An 18131-nucleotide genomic window follows, 5' to 3' on the forward strand; every position below is an offset into this window, starting at 1 on the left:
AGAGCCGCTAAAAAAACAAACCCTACATCTATGAAAAAGGAAACCATTTTCTCTACACAAGGTAACAAAACCGATCTCGGTCCTCTGATTATCAATAGAATGTTACCCAATCGCTATGCAAAAAAAGTGGGGTCTTTTGTATTTCTCGATTATGTAGCACCAGCTATCAAAGAAGTCATCAATGAAAAAGGGATGGGGGCTCATCCCCATCGAGGTATTGCTACACTAACCTATATTATTCAAGGAGAAGTCGAACACTTTGACAGTGCAGGCAATACTGGAAAAATACATTCAGGAGGTATGCAATGGATGAAATCTGGTAATGGAATTATACATGATGAAAATTTTAATTACGACTCTCAAACAGAAAGTAAAATTGTCCACGGATTTCAGTTTTGGATCAATTTACCTGCAAAAAACAAAGCCGAAAGCCCTGCTCACATAGCGATTCAAGCAAAAGAAGTTCCTAAAAAAGAATTTACTAACAATATAGGTTGGATAAAAGTAATTGTAGGTAACTATGAAGAGTTGAGTTCTAAAATACCAAATTATTCCGAGCAGTTTTTATATCACATTCATTTGGAAATGGGAAAGCAATTTTCCATCAATTTAGCTGATAAAATAGAGGCTGCCGCATTTTTGACCACACAAAATACAATACTTAACGATGCCGAATTTCAAGCAGGAGAATTTGTAGAATTTGAAAGAAAAGCAGGAGAAATCGAAATAAAAAACACTTCTAAAACCGCTATTGATGTACTATTGTTTGGTGGCGAAGAATATACAGAACCTATTGTGTCAGAAGGTCCGTTTGTCATGAACTCACTAGCTGAAATATGCGACGCTTACCGAGATTTTTATGCGGGGAAATATGGCGAAATTAAATTTATAATGTAAGATAATTAACTTTTAAATTAAAAAAATATGAAGATTTTAGCATTCGCAGGAAGCAACAGTAGTACTTCCATCAATAAAAAATTAGTAACGCATACAGCATCTTTTTTTGATGACCATTTGGTAGAAATTTTGGATTTGAATGATTTCGAAATGCCAATATTTAGTGTAGATAAAATAGCCAAAACTGGAATACCGCAATTGGCTTTAGATTTTGCTGGTAAAATTGACGAAAGTGGTTTGCTTCTTATCGCTCTTGCCGAAAACAATGGAGCCTATTCTACTGCTTTCAAAAATATTTACGATTGGATTTCGGTTATTCCAGAACGCAAAGCATTTGGTAATAAACCCGTTTTTGTTTTAGCTACTTCTCCAGGAGAAAGAGGTGGAGCTACAGTATTAGAATTAGCAAAAAACACCCTTCCATACTATGGCGCAAATGTGATTGAAACATTTTCATTACCAAGTTTTTATGACAATTTTAATGATGAAAATGGAATCATAAATGATAGTCTTGTAGATGAATTGGAATCAAAAATTGAGACAATAAAAACAAATTTATTGATATAAATTAAAAAGAAATGAAACTATTACAATCAAATAAAATAGGGAATTTAACCCTAAATAATAGTGTAGCAATGGCACCAATGACACGTGCACGTGGCGAAGGAAATGGAGTAGCAAATGATTTGACCCTTTTATATTACACCCAAAGAGCAACTGCTGGGTTGATAATCACAGAAGGTATTAATATTTCGGAACAAGCATTAGGAAGTCCTTTCACGTTAGGAATTTATGCTGAAGAACAAATTGCAGGCTGGAAAAAAGTAACCGATGCCGTTCACGAAAAAGGAGGCAAAATTTTCGCCCAGCTTTGGCATACAGGTCGTGTAGCGCATTCGGCAGATAAAAATGGTGAATTACCCGTTGCTCCATCAGCAATTGCTATTACAGGACAACAACATTTTTCGTCACAAGGACTTGTAGATTATGAAATCCCGAGAGCATTGAGTATAGCTGAAACAAAACAAGTAATTCAAGACTACAAACAAGCTGCCATAAACGCCATTAAAGCAGGTTTTGATGGGGTAGAATTACACGCTGCCACAGGTTATTTGCCCAATCAGTTTTTAGCAGAAAGTTCCAATCTACGTACAGATGAATATGGTGGAAGCATTGAAAATCGCTGTCGCTTTATTCTTGAAGCAATGCAAGAAATGGTAACTGTCATTGGAGAAGAGAAAGTAGGTATCAAACTATCGCCAAGTCTTCCGTACAATAACATTCTTGAAAGCGATCCACTAGCAACTTACACCTATTTAATAATGCAGTTGAATAAGCTGCCATTAGCATACATTCACCTAATGAATCCCTTATTTCTTCCCGAAGATGGTTTCGACCAATATGCAAAAGATGTAATGGGAACCTTCGGAAAATTAACCAAACATTTGGTAATAGCCAATGCAGGATATAATCGTGAAACTGCCGAAGCTGAACTAAACAAAGGAATAGCTAAAATGATTTCCTTCGGGGTTCCGTTTATTGCCAATCCCGATTTAGTAAAACGTTTTGAACTAAACGCCGCACTCAATGAAGCTGATCGAACCACATTTTACGGAGGTAATGAAAAAGGCTATACCGATTATCCAAGTTTACAATAAATCAATTCACAAATTGAAAGTAAAATAGACCCTATTAGATAGGGATATAAAAAACAACAATTATGACTACATCAACAAATAAAACAGCAATCGTAACAGGAGCTGCAACAGGTATCGGTCGCGCGATTGCCATCCGTTTAGCCAAAGATGGAATTGCAGTAGCCGTTAATTATGTTGGAGATTCAAAACAAGCCGATGCCGTAGTGAATGAAATTAGAAAAGCTGGTGGTATTGCAAGAGGATTTCCTGCAGATGTGAGTAACGTATCAGCTATTATAACTCTTTTTGATACTGTAATCCAAGAATTTGGCGGAATCGATATTGTAGTAGCCAATGCAGGAACTGCTATTATGGGGATTCCTATTGCTGATGTTACCGAAGCGGACTTTGACCGTATCAATACGGTAAATTATAAAGGAACTTATTTTGTGCTGCAACAAGCTGCCAAACACATTAGAAATGGGGGACGCATTATTCAGATATCTTCAACAAGTTCGCTTTATCCCGCAGCGGGTCTTGGGATTTATGCTCCCAGTAAAGCAGCCGGGAAAGTGGTTACTGAAATTTTGGCTCAGGAACTTGGGCATCGTCAAATATCCGTAAATAGTGTTTTTCCTGGACCAACAAGAACTCCTTTAATGGAAAAAGAAGTTTCAAAAGAAGAAATGGAACGAATTGCCCAAGGAATGAATTTAGGAAGATTGGGCGAACCAGAGGACATTGCGGGCGCAGTAGCATTTCTTGCAAGTCCTGAAGGAGCTTGGATAAATGGGCAACAAATTATTGCAAACGGCGGTGGTAGAATATAACTTTTAACAAAAAAGCACTATGGAAATTGGAATAGACAGTTTTGCATCAGGCACCATTCAAAAAGCTATTGATGGAGCAAATATATTAGAAGAATTATTGACCAGAATAGAACAAGCGGATCAAGCTGGTTTGGCAATATTTGGAATTGGAGAACACCATCGCCGTGAATTTTTTGATTCGTCACCAGCCATAATTTTGGCAGCCGCAGCCGCCAGAACTAAAAAAATAAAGCTAACCAGTGCAGTTACTGTTTTGAGTGCTGCCGATCCAGTTCGAGTTTTTCAAGAATTTGCCACACTTGACCTCATTTCGAGAGGAAGAACAGAATTAGTGGTAGGTCGTGGCTCGTTTACAGAATCATTTCCATTGTTCGGATTCAATCTTCAGGATTATGATGCACTTTTTTTGGAAAAGTTGGAATTGTTAATCCAAATACAAAATAATGAAAAGGTAAACTGGTCTGGAAAATTCAGAACTCCTTTAGTCAATCAGCCTATATATCCAAGACCATTTCAGGATCAAATGCCTTTATGGATTGGTGTTGGGGGAACTCCAGAATCCTTTGTAAGAGCTGGAAAATTAGGATTGCCACTAATGGTTGCCATCATCGGAGGAGAAACAAGACGTTTTCGAGGCTTGGTCGATATGTATAGAAAAGCAGGAAAACAAGCAGGACATTCACCAGAAAAATTAAAAGTGGGTGTACATTCATTAGGTTATGTAGCCAATAGCAAGAGTAAGGCATTATCTGATTATTATCCTGGCTATGCCGAAACCTTTACCCGAATGGGAAGAGAAAGAGGTTGCCCCCCCATTACACCTGCCCATTTTAATGCTCAAGTGGGCAGGAATGGTGCATTATTAGTTGGTGAACCCGATGAAATAGCCGATAAAATAATGCGTTTCAGTGAGGATTTAGGAGGCGTTTCCAGATTTACTTTCCAAATGGACAATGCAGGTTTAACACATTCACAATTAATGGAATCCATTGAATTAATTGGAAGTAAAGTTATTCCAATAATTAATTCTTAAAAATGATATGTCTGATATCGAACTCTTTTGTTTGTGTCAGACATTCACTATTCAATATAAATTGAATTTGTAAAAGCCAAATATTGCTTAATAACTTTTTAAAATCACTATGAAAAATCACTACAAAAAAACAATACAAATACTTGTACTTTCTTTATTTTCAATCTCTTCTATAATGGGGCAATCTTCAGTTTTTAAAAAACGAAGTTCTTACCAAAGGCTTTCAGATATATGGGAATTAGATCCAGAAACCAATAAGGAAACCTTTTTGATAACGACCTATAAACCAGTTTATACTTTACCATTTCGATTTTCGAGCCATAGGCGTGAAGTTCCTTTTGTAGTGCCTGTTGACGAAGTTCCAACCGATAAACCAATTGAATTAGACAATATGGAAGCTACAATACAATTAAGTTTCAAAGCTAAAATAGCTCATAATATCATTGGGAAAGGCGATTTATGGCTGGCATACACTCAAAAATCTTTTTGGCAGGTCTATAATGTCGAATTTTCAAGACCTTTTAGAGAAACCAATTATGAACCTGAACTGATCTTTAACTATCCTATAAAATATAATTTTTTAGGATTAAAGACCAGAATGATTGGGTTTGCCTTTAACCATCAATCAAATGGTCGAGAAGGTAAACAGTTTTCCCGCAGCTGGAATCGATTTATTATGCATGCTGGCTTTGAGGACAAGGATTGGAGTTTGGTCTTTAGAACCTGGGTAGCCGCTGAAATTAATGAAAATCCAGATATTAAAAATTATATGGGTAGAGCGGATGCTACTTTTAATTATAGATTAAACAAACATTTATTGACATTACGCGCACAGCATTCTTTAAGAACTGGAGATGACAATCACGGAAATATTGAACTGGACTGGGCTTTTCCTATATACGGAAACTTAACCGGCTACGGACAGTTTTTTCACGGATACGGAGATGCTATGATCGATTATAATCAAATACATACTATTGCTGGTATTGGGATTGTATTTGCAGGAACTTTATAAATTAATAAAAAAGATCTTTTAATATTTAATGACTATAATTCAAAATTACAAATACTTAAGTCCTTTCGAAATCTTGATTTCTTTTCATAAATTAATCGAAGGATTGGAACAAACAGCAGTATCCGATATTAACTATAAATCTAATTATGCCAAGGAATTATTGAATAAATAAAAGACAAACCTGAATTGATAACATGGTATTGATAATTTGGATATAATCGAAAATAATCAGGAATTAATAAAGTATTTACTAGCCGATTTATTTCCCACAGCATTGACTCATGATGAAATAAAAGCAGTAACATTCCCTTTTTACGACATTACATTTAATTATTCCGAACGATTAAAAAAAAATTAAATGATGTCAGAGTAACATTTGATATGAGCATTCGAGACATAGATGAACATCAGTTTTATATAATGAACTGTACACTCATATTGAATGCGTATTACAATCAAAATGTTGATTTTGGGAAACCCTTATTTTATGATATTCCAGACAAAAATGGTATCATTAAGCATTATAGAATATTGTATAATGCTGACTTTCTTGAAATATATCCAACTGAAAATACCCGATTTTTAACCCAATCAGAAATTGAAGAATTAATCGATAATTATGACAACATCGATTTATGGAAAAAAGCATTTCCTGAAAATTCTTGGTATTTAAAAGGATTTTCCATAATATCATTGGTAGATGTAACTGTAAAAAGTGCCGTTTCCAATCTAAAATCAAACCTATTTAAAAAAAATACAGAAAAATCAAAACTGAATGATAGTTTCGAATCTATTTTTAGATCCGTGCTAAAAATTCCAGATTTAAAAATTGGTTTAACTTTTTATGATGAAGAAGAAGCCAGTTTTGTAACACCTCCTTTCAATGAGAGTAAATCAAAAAGCTTTTTATTATTGGATGTTCAGGAAGCCGATTGTAAAAATGCGCTTTGTAGTTGTTCTTATGAAAGTTTGAATGAATTACCCCAAGGCAGAGCCTCGAGGAATTCAACTGATTCAATATAATGACCAAAAATCATAACTATTTCAATATAAATATAAATCTAAATTTCATTTGAAGGTTTTCCTATAGTTGCCAATATACCTCCATCTACGTAAAGAATGTGACCGTTAACAAAATCACTTGCTTTAGAGCTCAAGAAAATAGCGGCTCCTTGTAAATCGTCAGGATCTCCCCAGCGGCCAGCTGGAGTTCTTCCCATAATAAATTCGTTGAAAGGATGTCCATCTACTCTAATTGGAGCTGTTTGGCTTGTGGCAAAATAGCCTGGCCCAATTCCATTTGTTTGAATATTGAATTTAGCCCATTCCGTAGCCATATTTTTGGTCAACATTTTAAGTCCCCCTTTAGCGGCAGCATAGGCACTTACGGAGTCTCTCCCCAATTCACTCATCATGGAGCAGATGTTTATGATTTTTCCTCCTCCACGTTGAATCATACCTTTGGCAACATTTTTTGAAACAATAAAAGGGCTAATTAAATCTACTTTGATTACCGCCGCAAAATCTTCGACTTCCATTTCAATAATCGGAGTTCTTTTTATAATTCCAGCATTGTTAATCAAGATATCAATTGGACCCACTTCGTCCTCTATTTTGGTAATGTTTGCAATTACGGCAGCTTCATCTGTAACATCAAATATGTATCCATAGGCTTCAATTCCTACAGATTTGTATTCAGCAACTGCATTGTCCACCGCTTCTTGTGATGAACGATCATTTACAACAATTTTAGCACCTGCATGTCCAAGTCCTTTGGCCATAGCCATTCCTAATCCGTGAACGCCACCGGTAATTAAAGCTGTTTTACCTGTTAAATCAAATAAGTTTATCGACATAAGCATTTATTTTAAAGTTTATTTTAATTCATTTATTTTACAAAAATCCATATCGCCATAATCTAAGTTCTCACCGGCCATCCCCCAGATAAAGGTATAATTGCTTGTTCCTGAACCCGAATGTATCGACCACGGGGGAGAAATAACGGCCTGATTATTTCCCATCCAAATGTGTCTCGTTTCTTGTGGTTCACCCATAAAATGACATACTGCCTGATCTTCGGGAATCTCAAAATAAAAATAAACCTCCATTCGTCTATCATGCACGTGAGCCGGCATGGTATTCCAAACACTTCCGGATTTTAATTCCGTCATTCCCATTTGAACCTGACAGGTTTCCGCCACGCTGTTGACTATTAACTTTTTTATTGTTCTTGCATTTGCAGTCTCCATTGAACCTAGCTCCACAACTTCCGCATCATTTTTACTTATTTTTTTAGTTGGAAACACTTTGTGTGCTGGTGCCGAATTCAAATAAAATTTAGCTGGATTCGTAGCATCGTCGCTATCAAAAATCACTTCTTGATGGGAACGCCCTACATATAACGCTTCTTTATAATCCAATTCAAATAGTTCTCCATCAACCAAAACAGAACCGCTGCCTCCGACATTAATAATCCCCAATTCTCTTCTATCCAAAAAACAATCTGATTTCAAAGCTTCAAAAGTTTCCAGTTTCAAAGAAAAATCAGTTGGGACAACACCACCAACAATAAAACGGTCATAATGAGTATAGACCAGATTTATGGAATTGTTTTCCATTAAATTCTCAATCAAAAATTCTTCCCTCAATCTAACCGTATCAAAACTTTTAACTTCTTTTGGAGAAGCTGCATACCGTACATTAAAATTATTTTTCATCATAATATTTATCAAGTACTATTTACTTTTTTAGATCTAAAAACTTCCAAAAATCGAAATTTTTGTCAAAAGTAATATTTATTTTTTAAAATACAATCGATTGTATTTTAAAATTTGTATTTTTGTTTTATAACAGATATCATTTCAACACATAAAATTTTTATAAAGAAGTATTCTTCACATGGACATTCATAACATCACAATTCCTTGAAATATTGATAAAAATTTAATATTAAAAAAGCTATTCCAACAGAATAAAACTATTTTTGCAATAATTAATTTACTTGTCAATGAGTAAATAAAAATCATAATTCAACGCTTGAGGTCACAATGGAGAACAGTAAAATAACAATACATGACATTGCTAGAGAATTAAACATTGACAGTTCCACTGTTTCAAGAGCTTTAAGCAATAATCCCAGAGTAACCCAAAAAACGAAAGACAAGGTAAATGCCAAAGCTTTGGAACTTGGATACCAAAGGAACCTCTTAGCTTCAAGTTTACGCAACAACAAAACCAACACCATTGGTGTTATCGTTCCCAGAATATCGCGTCATTTCTTTTCGTCTGCGATTGCCGGCATTGAAGAAACTGCCTATGAAGCAGGATACAATGTCACAATTTCTCAATCATTGGAACAATTGGAAAGAGAACAGAAAATAGCACATACATTTTTAGCAAACAGAGTTGATGGTGTTTTAATTTCGGTGTCTATGGAAACCAAAGACAACGATTATTTGAAATTTTTTAAAAACAGTGGCACTCCATTGGTGTTTTTCGACAGGCATATAGAAATGCCGGACAACAGCAATGTGCTTATCGATGATTTTCTGGGAGGCTTTGAGGCTACGGAACATCTTATTTTACAAGGATGCAAAAAAATTGCTCATTTCTCAGGTCCTCAAGAATTGGAAATTTACAAAAATCGATTCTATGGATATAAGGCTGCTTTAAAAAAACATGATATTCCCTTAGATCAAAATTTAATTATCAGCTCAAAACTAATGGAAGCTGACGGCATTGAAAGCGCAAAAAAAATACTTTCCTTAAATGTTTCCATAGACGCTATCTTTTCTTCCAATGATACTGCAGCTATTAGCGCTTTGCAATATCTAAAAGAACAAGGCATTAGGATTCCGAAAGACATAGCAATTGTGGGTTTTAGTAACGAACCTATCTCATCTGTCATAGAACCATCACTTACCACTATTGACCAACCTGGGTTTGAGATGGGAAAAATTGCAACCAATTTACTGCTGAAACAAATTAAGGACAAACAAGTACATAACAGTCCTGAAACTATAATTTTGAAACCAATTTTAATCAAAAGAAATTCTTCAAAAAGACTTGGTTAATGTCTCTTTTACAAATAAAAGCTATCCTGAAATAGTAAATTTTAACAAACAGTTCAGAATAGTATTCTTATAATTAAAATATACTTTTGAAATTAATTTAATAAAAAATATGTTTTTTAACAAATTCGATTTTTTAAAATCCCAAATAATATCATTTACCATTTCACAAGTCCTATTCATTAATTTTTGTGAAGTACAAAACAAGAGCAATTTAAATGCTCAAGATCTAAAAATTATAATACAGTAAACCTCTCCAGAAGTGGGTCGAAGCTTTGCCAGTAGAAAATGGTAAAAAAGGACTTAAAGCAAGAGATGGATTTGAAATAAATATGGATTGGAACAACCAATAACTCAACAGTGCCTCCATTAAATCATTAAACGGTACTGAATGTATAATTCATACCAGCGTCCCAATAAAAAATCATGAATTCGGATATTGTTTCCCAGAAAACGGCAAATGGTTTCCAAATTTCATTTAAAACAATTAAAGACAGAAGCCAATCAATTAACCAAATTATAAAATATATCTATTTTGCAAACAGACCAAATTTCCAAATTTTTACGCAGTCGTTTTAAAATTACTGCAGTGGCATTATCTATAATCGGCGCGCAGGCATCCTTTGCCCAAAATGCTGAAAAGTTTTTTTATAAAAAAGACCTTATGCTAGTAGGCAGTTATTATTACCCGGAACAATGGCCGGAATCCAATTGGGAAAGGGATATCAAAAAAATGGCTGACCTTGGTTTTGAATTTACCCATTTTGGTGAATTTGCTTGGTCAACTATGGAACCTCAAGAAGGTAAATACAATTTTGAATGGCTCGACAAAGCAGTGGCTTTAGCAGAAAAAAACAATCTCAAAGTAGTATTATGCACACCTACACCCACTCCCCCAGCCTGGCTCACTCAAAAACATCCTGACATATTAATGGTAAATGCCGAAGGGCGCACGATACAACATGGTGCTAGGCAACAAGGATCATGGTCAAGTAAAACCTACGAAGAATATGTTACTAAAATAGTAACTTTACTGGCTGAGCGTTATGGCAACAATAAAACCGTTTGGGGATGGCAAATTGATAATGAGCCCTCTCATTATGGAGCTTCTTTTGATTATAGTGAAAATGCGCAAAAGGCCTATCGAATTTGGCTTGCCGAAAAATACAAAACCATCGACAATCTAAATAAAGTTTGGGGAAATGCCTTCTGGAGCCAGACTTATAATAATTTCGAGCAGATACACATTCCTAACTCAAAAGAATTGGTGCAACAGGCAAACCCTCATGCCATTTTAGATTTCAAACGCTTTTCAGCAGATGAAGCAGCTCGTTTTATTATTATGCAAAAAGATATACTTCGTAAATACATTAAGCCTACTCAATGGGTAACTACCAACCTTATGCCTACCCATTCTGCGGTTGATCCGCTGCGGATGAAAGAACTGGATTTTCAAACCTATACCAAATACCTCGCAGAAGGATATGATTTAGGACACGGAGAACAAGGTTTCCGTATGGGATCGGCAAACAGCATCGGCTTTTCAAATGATTTCTTCAGACCGATAAATGGCGTAAGCGGTGTAATGGAATTACAACCCGGACAAGTAAACTGGGGATTATTCAATCCTCAAACTATGCCTGGAACTGTTCGCATGTGGATGTATCATGTCATGGCAGGAGGCAATAAATTTGTATGCAATTACCGTTTCAGACAACCGTTGTCCGGAGGAGAACAATACCATTATGGCATAATGAAAACAGATGGCACTACCGTGAGCCGCTCAGGAGATGAATACATCAAAGTAATTAAGGAATTAAAAGAGCTACGCAAATGGTATAAGCCTGAAACAGCATTGCCTGCAATTCTTTCCCAACGCAAAACAGCAATTCTTTACAATCCGGATAACCGTTGGGAAATGGAATATCAGCCACAAACCAACCAGTGGGATTACATGGCACATGTAAATCGCTATTACAAAGCTTTAAAATCTATGGGAGCACCAGTAGATGTAATTGATGAAAGCCACGATTTTTCTAAATATCCATTTATGATAGCACCAGCTTATCAGCTCTTAGACGATAAACTGGTGGCTCGTTGGAAAACCTATGTTGAGAATGGAGGTAACTTAGTGTTAAGCTGTCGCACAGGACAAAAAGACAGGGAAGCACACTTATGGGAAGCCTTATTCCAAAAGCCTATTTTAGAATTAGTTGGGGCAAAAGAAATATATTTTGATTTACTGCCTACTGCCTTAATGGGGAAAGTAAAAATGGACGAGACCACTTACCAGTGGAACAACTGGGGCGATGTCATCGAACCACAGGAATCCACAACCGTTTGGGCGAACTATGACGACCAGTTCTATAAAGGCAAAGCAGCCGTTCTACATCGTAAATTAGGAAAAGGAACCATTACTTATATAGGTCCCGATACAGATGATGGACAACTGGAAAAAGAAGTGTTGCATAAAATATTCAACAAAGCAAACGTACCTACATTGGCATTGGCCGAAGGAGTATTGGTGGAATACAGTAACGGTTTCTGGTATGGATTTAACTATTCTTCTGAAAATCAAGAAATTCAAATACCAGCAAATGCAAAAGTCTTGATAGGTCAAAAATCACTGAAACCTGCAGAAGTTGTCATTTGGAAAGAATAATGTGTGACTATGAAACAAATGACGATTTAACAAACTGTTCAGAATAGTTTTCTCTGAATTAAAATATAAATTTGAGTTTTATTTTAAAATAGAAATGGCATTAAAAATTTTTAATGCCATTTTTAGTTCGAAAAAATTAAAATTCAGAATATATTAGAAAAGCAGTCTAGCCCGAATTTAAAATGAAGATGAAAATAAATTTAAAAACAAAATCCTTTTTTACTTTTCTATCAGTATTCCTATTGAGTTACTTTGCTAATGCCCAATACCAGTGGTCAGTTCCAATTACTCAAATAATTTCAAACGAAACCAAAGGACATCCTCAAGCCTTTTTATGGATTCCTGAAAATTGCAAACAAGTCCGCGCTGTGGTTTTAGGTCAGCACAATATGACTGAGGAAACAATTTTTGACCATCCTCAATTTAGAAAAACAATGGCTAAGTTAGGCATTGCCATCGTCTGGGTTAGTCCAGGATTCAGCATGAACTTTGACCCTAATACGGATGCCGGTAAATTGTTTAAAACTATGATGACCGATTTAGCTTCAGTATCAGGCTATAAAGAACTTCAATTTGTTCCAGCAATTCCAATTGGACATTCCGCTTATGCTACATACCCTTGGAATTTTGCAGCATCAAATCCAGATCGAACTTTAGCTATTATTTCAATACACGGTGATGCTCCCCAAACGAAGCTTACAGGATATGGAGGAAAAAACATCGATTGGAATACTAAAAACATTGATGGTATTCCTGGTTTAATGGTAGAAGGAGAATACGAATGGTGGGAAGCACGCGTACAACCCGCTCTTGATTTCAAACAACGCTTTCCTAATTCCGCCATATCTTTTTTATGTGATGCAGGACATGGTCATTTTGATATCTCAAACAAACTAATTGATTATCTTAATTTATTCATTAAAAAAGCAATTGAAAATCGTTTACCTCAAAAAATGCCTCTTGACAAACCTATTCGTTTAAGACCAATAGTTCCACAAGAAGGTTGGTTGAAAGAAAGATGGAAAAAAGACACAAAACCAACTTTTCCCGCAACACAATACAATGTCTATCAAGGTGATAAAAAAGAGGCTTTTTGGTATTTCGACAAAGAAATGGCAAAAGCTACTGAACAGTTTTATTCAAGAGAAAGAAGCAAAAAAGAACAGTATTTAGGATTTATTCAAAATGGAAAGTTACTCCCATTCAATCCAAAATCACATGCTCGCATTGTTGGTTCATTTACTCCAGAAACGGATGGACTCAGCTTCCATCTAAAATCAGTTTTTACAGATACTTTAAGAACTAAAACTACAAATGATCATGCAAAAGGAAATTCTATAATTACGCGGATTTGCGGACCCGTCGAAAAAGTCAACGATACCACTTTTACCATTCGTTTTTACAGAATGGGACTTAATAACGAAAAAAGGACGGGAGATATTTGGCTTATGGCCAGTCATGCTGGAGACAGAAATTACAAAAGTACCGTTCAACAATTCAATATGCGTATCCCTTTGCGAAATACAGAAGGTATGCAACAAAAAATAACATTTGAACCTATAGAGAATCAAAAAACAGGAACAAAAAAAATCACCCTTAAAGCACACTCAAATAGTCAATTACCTATATATTTTTATATCCAAGAAGGCCCTGCTGAAATAAAAAATGGTAAATTAGTAATCACAAAAATTCCTAAACGAACTAAATTTCCTTTAAAAGTAACTGTAGTTGCTTGGCAATACGGTCGATCCATTGAACCTAAAATACAATCAGCTGAACCCGTTGTTCAAAGTTTCTATCTGTCCAAATAATTATTCTAAATGCAAAATACAAACATGAAAAAAATACTATCTCTATTCATTATCTGCTTCTTTTATAATACTGTTGCTGCTCAACAGCGCAACTATTTATTGCATACGGATACCAATATTTCCCGTTTGAAAGAACAGATAAAAAAGGATCCAGAGGTACAAAAAGCTTGGAAAAATCAATTGCAAAAAGCAAAAGACTTATTGAAAAAAGAACAATCTGGAACTCCCGATTTACAAGAATTGGGATTAGCTTATCGCATGACAAATGATAAACGTTTTGCTGAAAGAATTAAAAAAACATTACTAAATGCCATTAATCAAAAAACCTGGGAAGGAAAAGAATTACTTCAACGCACTCCTGCTTGGAAAGGCGGTTTGGGTACGGCTCATACAAGTTTTTACATGGCTATTGGTTTTGACTGTGCCTACAATTATTTAACTTCCACTGAAAGAATGCAAATTGCTCAAGGTATTGTCAAGTTAGGAATCAAACCCGCAATGGATGACTGGCTTAATCCAGAAACCAATATTCACACCTTTGATACGATGGGACACAATTGGTGGAGCGCCTGTGTGGATATGGCTGGATTTGCTGCACTGGCTGTAATAAATGAAATTCCTGATGCTAAAAAATGGGCGAACGAAATTTCTGCAACTGCAACCGAATGGATTAATTATTCTGGAAATGTGTTAGAGAATAAACCCATGACTTTTGGTCGAGATGGCGGTTTTTATGAAAGCATTAACTATGCTAATTTTGGTTTTTCCCAATATTTACTTTTTCGATATGCTTTTCAAAATGTTTTACCCGAAGTAAAACAACCGGAAATATCGATTTTGGAAAAAATGGCTGATTTTTTCATTCATACCACTTATTATACTACCGAAGGTCCTTTATCTGTTAACTTTGGAGATGGCAGTACGAAACGAAATGGAAATGCTTGCGTTCTTTTACTTTGGAATTTAGGACTCCACAAAGAAAAATATGCTTGGTATTTACAAAAAACCATGAAAGGCTCTGATAAAGAAGGTATGGAACTTGATAGTCCACAAGGTTTAATTTTAAATCCTGATTTAACCGATTATGCAAACATCAAATCTCTAGACTTAACGGAATCAAAACTTTTTTCCGATTTGGGTTGGGCCACTTTGCGTGATTCATGGAAAGACAATGCCACCATGTTAGGTGTAAAAAGTGGCTTTTCTTGGAACCATGCTCATGCCGATGCAGGTTCTTTTATCTTATTCCACAAAGGAAAATATTTAATCATTGACTCTGGAAATTCTTCTTACGGAAGACCAGAATACACCGAATATTATTGCCAAAGTGAAGCACACAATGTCGCTCTTTTTGATGGAAAAGCCCAAAGTAGAAAAGATCCTTATTTTGGAATAAAAAATGAAGGACACCTTTATAATTTGCTTGAAACTGACAAAATGAAGTATATTTTTTCCGATGCTAGCGGCCCAACTTCCCAATGGTTTTCTCGCAACTACCGTCACTTTTTATGGGTGGGTGATGTGATTCTCGTATTAGATGATTTAGAATCTTACACACCTGGAAAATTTGAATGGTTATTGCATTACAACGGAGTTTCAAAACGCAACGGCTTGGATTTATCGATCAAAGATGGCGATGCCGAAGTATTAGTTCGTCCTCTTTATCCAGAAACCTTCCCAGACGGTGGCTTACCTCATGACTTCCCAGAAAAAATGCGTCTCGAAGAAAAATCAGGATTAAAAGATCACGAACCCGATGTGAAACAACCCTATTGGTCTATCAGCCATTTTCAAGAAACCAATCGTACCAAATTTATTTCGGCTATTACATTAAAAAGTGATGAGAATAAAGATAAATTACCTGTAATTGAACGATTTGAAGGAAAAGATTTTCTAGGCATCCGCATTACACAAAATGGAGAAACAACCGAAATTTATCTTAACCTTTTAGCTGACGGACGAATTAAACATCGCAATAGTCTTAATATTATGAACGGTTGGGATACCGATGCTTACTTAATGGCACTTACTTTCCCTGAAGGGACTGACAGTAGTAATCCAAAAAACATAAAACGTCTGTTTATGTCTGATGGAAGTTATTTACGCAAAGAAGGAAAACCATTGATTCATGCACTTTCTAAGTTCTTTACCATTGTTGATTTTGATGCCAAATCACCAACGCTACAATTTCAAGGACAAGATGGAGCAACCGTTTCATTAGCTTCTGAAAATACTAATGCTGTAATCGTTAATGGAAAAGCCACTGATGTAGATTATAATTCCGAAACAAAACTTTCAAAATTTGTAATAAAAAAATAATTTATCTATAAAACCTCTCGTTATAACACCCTATTTATGAAAAAAACAATCTTTATATTTCTTTTTATCACTATCAATTTTAATTTAAACGCCCAAAAATTAATTACTTTCCCAGTATCGGATAGTATTCCTCATAATGATGATTTTACTGTAAAAGTGAGAATTGCTGGAGGACAATGGCAAGATTTATACGAATACGAAGCCTTAGTCGATATGCATAATGTGACTAAAAGTTCTATGGTATATTTTGACTTTAAAGGAACGGTAGAGTTTGCCATTACTTACAATCGAGGAACAGTCCATTCAGCACGAATTCGTCCCCTATCATACGGCTTTGAACCCTCAATAGAAGGAAACACACTTCGTTTTTCACTTTCGAAACCTTGCAATCTTTCTTTAGAAGTAAATGGAGATATTTTTCACAATCTGCAAATTTTCACAAATACACCCGAAACCTACAACCCTAATCCCAAAGACAAATCAGTAATTTATTTTGCTCCAGGATTTCATAAAATCAAGGACAATGTATTGCATGTACCAAGTGGCAAAACTGTCTATCTGGCAGGAGGAGCGATTTTGAATGCTTCTATTCATTGTGACAGCGTTAAAAATGTACGTATTTGTGGCCGTGGAATTATTTATAAAGCCGATGATGGTGTGGGAGTAAATTTTTCAGACCAAGTGCAGATTGAAGATCTAGTTTTTCTGAATCCAAACCATTATACGGTATCCAGTGGTCAATCTAACAATTTAACCATTAAAAACATTCGATCTTTCAGTTCCAAAGGTTGGGGTGATGGTATTGATTTGTTTTCCAATAACAATGTACTGATTGATGGCGTTTTTATGCGTAATTCTGACGATTGTATCGCTATTTATGGCCACCGCTGGAAATTTTATGGCGATTGCAAAAATATAACAGTTCAAAATGCTACGCTTTGGGCCGATGTAGCCCATCCTATTTTAATTGGAACTCACGGAAATCCTGAGCCTGGTCAATCTGAAGTAATCGAAAATATAAAATTCAACAATATTGATATTTTGAACCATGATGAACCTCAAATTAATTACCAAGGTTGTATGTCTATTAATGTATCTGATGAAAATTTAGCCCGAAACATCTATTTTGAAAATATCCGTGTTGAAGATTTCGAACAGGGACAATTGATCAATTTACGTGTTACTTATAACAAAAAATATGCAAAAGCTCCCGGTCGTGGGATCGAAAATGTATTTTTTAAAAATGTGAGCTATAACGGGAAAAATGCCAATCTTTCTATTATTGAAGGCTATTCTCCTGAACGAGGTATTAAAAATATTGTATTCGAAGGCTTAAAAATTAATGGAACGGAAATCTCAGATAAATCGATTAACAAACGCCATATGCAGCTATCTGATTTTGCCCATTTTTACGAAGGTTTATATATAGAAGGTCTTGTATACAAAACATTAAACGATGGCGTAAAATAAAATTTATAATATAACATGATGAGGATTAGTTAATCCTTTAATTTAAAAACAGGAAATCTTCTCGATTTCCTGTTTTTTTTTTTTGAACTGATTTATGATTTATCAATTATATTATTGAAACCCATAAATTTATTATCCTAACAAAAAACATTGTGCCTTTTGGCTACTATTCTGACCAAACAAAGGCATTCAAAACCATCTTAAATCACAGTAAGCATACTTCATTATTTTTTCAACAATTTAAAACAATTAATAATAAATTATATTTAAAATTATTTTAAGTGTTTTTTATTATTAAAAAACAATAAAAATACAATTACATCAGCATGGTTCAGAACAGTTAGATGGTTTTAAAGCAATAATTTTGTTTGATTACTAAAGACAAGA

The 18131-nt window shown here is 35.1% G+C and carries 15 protein-coding genes; 13 read left to right on the forward strand and 2 right to left on the reverse strand.

Annotation, left to right across the window (positions count from 1 at the left end):
• Window positions 1-30: 30 nt before the first annotated feature.
• The 8 genes from CLU83_RS07830 to CLU83_RS07860 all read left to right on the forward strand — a co-directional run bounded on the left by CLU83_RS07830 (window position 31) and on the right by CLU83_RS07860 (window position 6435).
• A complete protein-coding gene (locus CLU83_RS07830) occupies window positions 31-897 on the forward strand; it encodes a pirin family protein (RefSeq protein ID WP_100431088.1) in 867 nt (288 codons plus the stop codon).
• A gap of 27 nt (window positions 898-924) precedes the next feature.
• The gene (locus tag CLU83_RS07835; RefSeq protein ID WP_100431089.1) at window positions 925-1464 is read left to right on the forward strand and encodes an NADPH-dependent FMN reductase; all 540 of its coding nucleotides are present in this window, start codon (window positions 925-927) and stop codon (window positions 1462-1464) included.
• Window positions 1465-1475: 11 nt separating this feature from the next.
• Window positions 1476-2555 (forward strand): alkene reductase, encoded by a 1080-nt coding sequence (locus tag CLU83_RS07840; RefSeq protein WP_100431090.1) that lies wholly within the window; start codon window positions 1476-1478, stop codon window positions 2553-2555.
• A gap of 62 nt (window positions 2556-2617) precedes the next feature.
• Window positions 2618-3364 carry a glucose 1-dehydrogenase gene (locus tag CLU83_RS07845; protein WP_100431091.1) on the forward strand — a complete coding sequence of 249 codons (747 nt, stop codon included), beginning with the start codon at window positions 2618-2620 and terminating at the stop codon, window positions 3362-3364.
• A 19-nt stretch (window positions 3365-3383) separates the two neighbouring features.
• Window positions 3384-4397, forward strand: a complete 1014-nt coding sequence (locus CLU83_RS07850; RefSeq protein ID WP_100431092.1) for an Atu2307/SP_0267 family LLM class monooxygenase — start codon at window positions 3384-3386, stop codon at window positions 4395-4397.
• A 109-nt stretch (window positions 4398-4506) separates the two neighbouring features.
• Window positions 4507-5412 (forward strand): phospholipase A, encoded by a 906-nt coding sequence (locus tag CLU83_RS07855; protein WP_100431093.1) that lies wholly within the window; start codon window positions 4507-4509, stop codon window positions 5410-5412.
• Window positions 5413-5440: 28 nt separating this feature from the next.
• Window positions 5441-5584 carry a hypothetical protein gene (locus CLU83_RS22045; protein WP_157802035.1) on the forward strand — a complete coding sequence of 48 codons (144 nt, stop codon included), beginning with the start codon at window positions 5441-5443 and terminating at the stop codon, window positions 5582-5584.
• A 248-nt stretch (window positions 5585-5832) separates the two neighbouring features.
• Window positions 5833-6435 (forward strand): hypothetical protein, encoded by a 603-nt coding sequence (locus tag CLU83_RS07860; protein WP_157802037.1) that lies wholly within the window; start codon window positions 5833-5835, stop codon window positions 6433-6435.
• A gap of 38 nt (window positions 6436-6473) precedes the next feature.
• Here the strand turns inward: CLU83_RS07860 and CLU83_RS07865 are convergent, their stop codons facing one another.
• Together CLU83_RS07865 and kduI are read right to left on the reverse strand one after the other, a co-directional pair.
• Complete coding sequence (locus CLU83_RS07865) at window positions 6474-7268, reverse strand: gluconate 5-dehydrogenase (protein WP_100433666.1); 795 nt, start codon at window positions 7266-7268, stop codon at window positions 6474-6476.
• An 18-nt stretch (window positions 7269-7286) separates the two neighbouring features.
• A complete protein-coding gene (gene kduI / locus CLU83_RS07870) occupies window positions 7287-8129 on the reverse strand; it encodes a 5-dehydro-4-deoxy-D-glucuronate isomerase (RefSeq protein WP_100433667.1) in 843 nt (280 codons plus the stop codon).
• 330 nt (window positions 8130-8459) lie between these two features.
• Between kduI and CLU83_RS07875 the strand changes: the two genes are divergently transcribed.
• The 5 genes from CLU83_RS07875 to CLU83_RS07895 all read left to right on the forward strand — a co-directional run bounded on the left by CLU83_RS07875 (window position 8460) and on the right by CLU83_RS07895 (window position 17744).
• Complete coding sequence (locus CLU83_RS07875; RefSeq protein WP_100431095.1) at window positions 8460-9485, forward strand: LacI family DNA-binding transcriptional regulator; 1026 nt, start codon at window positions 8460-8462, stop codon at window positions 9483-9485.
• A 586-nt stretch (window positions 9486-10071) separates the two neighbouring features.
• Window positions 10072-12144 (forward strand): beta-galactosidase, encoded by a 2073-nt coding sequence (locus CLU83_RS07880; RefSeq protein ID WP_232727015.1) that lies wholly within the window; start codon window positions 10072-10074, stop codon window positions 12142-12144.
• A 188-nt stretch (window positions 12145-12332) separates the two neighbouring features.
• Window positions 12333-13955 (forward strand): hypothetical protein, encoded by a 1623-nt coding sequence (locus CLU83_RS07885; RefSeq protein ID WP_100431096.1) that lies wholly within the window; start codon window positions 12333-12335, stop codon window positions 13953-13955.
• Between the two features lie 24 nt (window positions 13956-13979).
• Window positions 13980-16274, forward strand: a complete 2295-nt coding sequence (locus tag CLU83_RS07890; RefSeq protein WP_198512270.1) for a heparinase II/III family protein — start codon at window positions 13980-13982, stop codon at window positions 16272-16274.
• 36 nt (window positions 16275-16310) lie between these two features.
• Window positions 16311-17744, forward strand: coding sequence for a glycosyl hydrolase family 28 protein (locus tag CLU83_RS07895; protein WP_100431098.1), 1434 nt, complete (start codon window positions 16311-16313; stop codon window positions 17742-17744).
• The last annotated feature ends 387 nt before the right edge of the window (window positions 17745-18131 follow it).

The organism is Flavobacterium sp. 1, assembly GCF_002797935.1.
Classification (GTDB): domain Bacteria; phylum Bacteroidota; class Bacteroidia; order Flavobacteriales; family Flavobacteriaceae; genus Flavobacterium.

Coding starts and splice junctions, on each gene's coding strand:
- CLU83_RS07830 (WP_100431088.1), top strand. CDS start 31: ATGAAAAAGGAAACCATTTTCTCTACACAAGGTAACAAAACCGATCTC.
- CLU83_RS07835 (WP_100431089.1), top strand. CDS start 925: ATGAAGATTTTAGCATTCGCAGGAAGCAACAGTAGTACTTCCATCAAT.
- CLU83_RS07840 (WP_100431090.1), top strand. CDS start 1,476: ATGAAACTATTACAATCAAATAAAATAGGGAATTTAACCCTAAATAAT.
- CLU83_RS07845 (WP_100431091.1), top strand. CDS start 2,618: ATGACTACATCAACAAATAAAACAGCAATCGTAACAGGAGCTGCAACA.
- CLU83_RS07850 (WP_100431092.1), top strand. CDS start 3,384: ATGGAAATTGGAATAGACAGTTTTGCATCAGGCACCATTCAAAAAGCT.
- CLU83_RS07855 (WP_100431093.1), top strand. CDS start 4,507: ATGAAAAATCACTACAAAAAAACAATACAAATACTTGTACTTTCTTTA.
- CLU83_RS22045 (WP_157802035.1), top strand. CDS start 5,441: ATGACTATAATTCAAAATTACAAATACTTAAGTCCTTTCGAAATCTTG.
- CLU83_RS07860 (WP_157802037.1), top strand. CDS start 5,833: ATGAACTGTACACTCATATTGAATGCGTATTACAATCAAAATGTTGAT.
- CLU83_RS07865 (WP_100433666.1), bottom strand. CDS start 7,268: ATGTCGATAAACTTATTTGATTTAACAGGTAAAACAGCTTTAATTACC.
- kduI (WP_100433667.1), bottom strand. CDS start 8,129: ATGAAAAATAATTTTAATGTACGGTATGCAGCTTCTCCAAAAGAAGTT.
- CLU83_RS07875 (WP_100431095.1), top strand. CDS start 8,460: ATGGAGAACAGTAAAATAACAATACATGACATTGCTAGAGAATTAAAC.
- CLU83_RS07885 (WP_100431096.1), top strand. CDS start 12,333: ATGAAAATAAATTTAAAAACAAAATCCTTTTTTACTTTTCTATCAGTA.
- CLU83_RS07890 (WP_198512270.1), top strand. CDS start 13,980: ATGAAAAAAATACTATCTCTATTCATTATCTGCTTCTTTTATAATACT.
- CLU83_RS07895 (WP_100431098.1), top strand. CDS start 16,311: ATGAAAAAAACAATCTTTATATTTCTTTTTATCACTATCAATTTTAAT.